At 57.2% G+C, this 2193-nt stretch carries 3 protein-coding genes; 2 read left to right on the top strand and 1 reads right to left on the bottom strand.

Features of this window, described 5'->3' with window-relative positions; genetic code table 11:
* On the top strand, positions 1-1086 hold a 1086-nt coding region (locus H6B10_RS14125), incomplete at its 5' end, for a DEAD/DEAH box helicase (RefSeq protein WP_275951086.1).
* Between the two features lie 50 nt (positions 1087-1136).
* Here H6B10_RS14125 and H6B10_RS14130 read toward each other — a convergent pair.
* A complete protein-coding gene (locus tag H6B10_RS14130; RefSeq protein WP_243427402.1) occupies positions 1137-1535 on the bottom strand; it encodes a hypothetical protein in 399 nt (132 codons plus the stop codon).
* A 186-nt stretch (positions 1536-1721) separates the two neighbouring features.
* Here H6B10_RS14130 and H6B10_RS14135 point away from each other — a divergent pair, with 186 nt between their 5' ends.
* The gene (locus H6B10_RS14135) at positions 1722-2048 is read left to right on the top strand and encodes a helix-turn-helix domain-containing protein (RefSeq protein ID WP_204652186.1); all 327 of its coding nucleotides are present in this window, start codon (positions 1722-1724) and stop codon (positions 2046-2048) included.
* Positions 2049-2193 lie beyond the last annotated feature (145 nt).

A 2193-nucleotide genomic window follows, 5' to 3' on the forward strand; every position in this document is an offset into this window, starting at 1 on the left:
GGCGTGTCTGCGGCTGCGGTCTCGGGCGGGATGAAGCCTGCCGAGCGCCGGGAGTTCCAGGACCGGTTTGTCCGCCGGGAAATTCTGGTGCTCTGCGCCTGCGACCTGCTCAACGAGGGCTGGGACTGCCCCGAAATCGAGGTGCTGTTCATGGCCCGGCCCACCATGTCCCGGGTACTCTACACCCAGCAGCTGGGCCGCGGGATGCGGCTCTTCCCGGGGAAAGAGAGCCTGATGGTCTTTGACTTTGTGGACAACGCCAGCCAGTACAATATGCCCCAGTCGCTGCACCGCCTGTTCAAGTTAAAGGAATATCGCCCAGGGGAAAAGGTCGTTGCCCCCGCCGCGGAAAAGGCCGCCGAGGCCGCCCTCTACGCCAAAGGGGAAAAGCCGGAAGCCCTCATCGACTGGCCGGTGGATGCCACCGACTACGAGCTGGTGGACATCTTCAACTGGCAGGACGAGGCCGCCGGGATGATCTCCCAGATGGAGTTTGTCCGCCGGGTGGATGTGCAGACCGAGACCATCGAGCGGTATGTGCGGGAGGGCAAGCTGGTGCCCGACCTGGTGGTGCCCATGAGTGAGCACCGTACCTTCAAGTATTTCAAGGAGGAAACGCTGGAGCGCTACGCCAAACAGTACGGCTGGACCCTCATCGACGATTCCAACCGCAAGGAACTCTTCCTCGAGATGGTGCGCCAGATGGATATGAGCTACTCCTACAAGCCGGTGCTGATTAAGGCGATTCTCCGCCACGCCGACGAAAAGGGCCGCATCCAGCTGGCCGACATCGTGGCCTACTTCCGCGCTTACTATGAGGGTCGCCGGGCTGCCGGACTGGTGGTGGAAAAGCCCAACAGTCTGTTCGCCCGGGGCGGGTACACCGACAAGGAGGCCGAGCGGAACATCCTGGCCAACCCCTTCAAGCGGTTCGAGGATATGCAGATGCTCCGCCACACCCGGACGCTGGGCATCGTCCAGGTGGATGAATCAGTGTGGAAGAAACTCACCGCCGGGGAGAAAGCGGAAATGGAGAAGATCTGTGAGGAGAAGCTGGAGCAATACTTCTCCCGGTTGGCCCGATAAACCGGATAAAAAAAGATGGCAGTTGTCCTCATTTTGAGGATAACTGCCATTTATTTTTCGGTGATTCGAGGGAGGGCCTGCGGCTGTTCACAGGAAATAATCTGCTTTCCTTTTTGCCTGGCGTATCGCAGGGTTGCGGCGGCTCCGCCCCAGTCGTGGAGCACACAGGCCACCACCACGTCGGCGGCATCGACCATCCACCGGTTTCTGCGGGGAATCGCAAACCGGCGGGGCACCGTTTCCAGCGGTGGATACAGGGTGCTGTCATAGTCGGAAACATCCTGCCTGGTGCCTAGATAAGCCAGAACAAGAATCCGCTGAATCTGCGGGTGCTGCTTTTTCTGGCTTCTCAAAACCGAAGCTGCCAAACTGTCAAAGTCCCCGTAACCGCCCAGGTAAAAGGATGCCGCGCCCTGTTCTATGAGTTTTTCGTCACCCCATAGAGCCATTTTTCAACGCCGCTGTTCTGCGAAAGCTGGGCGTGCCCGCAAAAAGTCACAATCATACCGCATTCCCCTGCATAAAGCTATTAGCTTATAAAGTATAGTCTATCAGAATCTATTTTCCCCTGCAAGGATAATGTAGCCTTAAAGTGAACAAAATAATCGCCAAGAGCTAATAGACGGGTATAGACTATGGAACAAAGCAAACTGGGAAAGCGGATCAACGAGGTGCGGAAGGCACGCGGTCTGACAGCGGACAAGCTGTCGGAGCTGTGCAACATCAATGCCACCTATCTGCGGCAGATCGAGGGCGGCGCAAAGATGCCCAGCCTGCCGGTCTTTATCGGCATCTGCAACGCGCTTCATGTTTCTCCGGATTATCTGCTCCAGGACGAGCTGGAGGAAAATGAGGTCAGCAAAATTCAGGCAATCGAAACGCTCTGGGAGAATGTGCCGTTGCAAAAGCAGGAAGTCGCCCTTACCATGATCCGGGCGGTTCTGGAACATACCGAACAGTAAAAAAGCCAGCCGGTTTAGAAAACCGGCTGGCTTTGCTGTTTGTAATCTGTATTTTGTGAAGCACGAGAAGTGCCTTCCACATGGAGGTTCCTCTTCTCAGCGCCCGCCCAGCACCGCCCGCAGTCTCTCTTCGGTGGCGGCGGGA

This window comes from Gemmiger formicilis, assembly GCF_016901605.1.
Taxonomy (GTDB): Bacteria; Bacillota; Clostridia; order Oscillospirales; family Ruminococcaceae; genus Gemmiger; species Gemmiger formicilis_B.

Coding starts and splice junctions, on each gene's coding strand:
- H6B10_RS14130 (WP_243427402.1), bottom strand. CDS start 1,535: ATGGCTCTATGGGGTGACGAAAAACTCATAGAACAGGGCGCGGCATCC.
- H6B10_RS14135 (WP_204652186.1), top strand. CDS start 1,722: ATGGAACAAAGCAAACTGGGAAAGCGGATCAACGAGGTGCGGAAGGCA.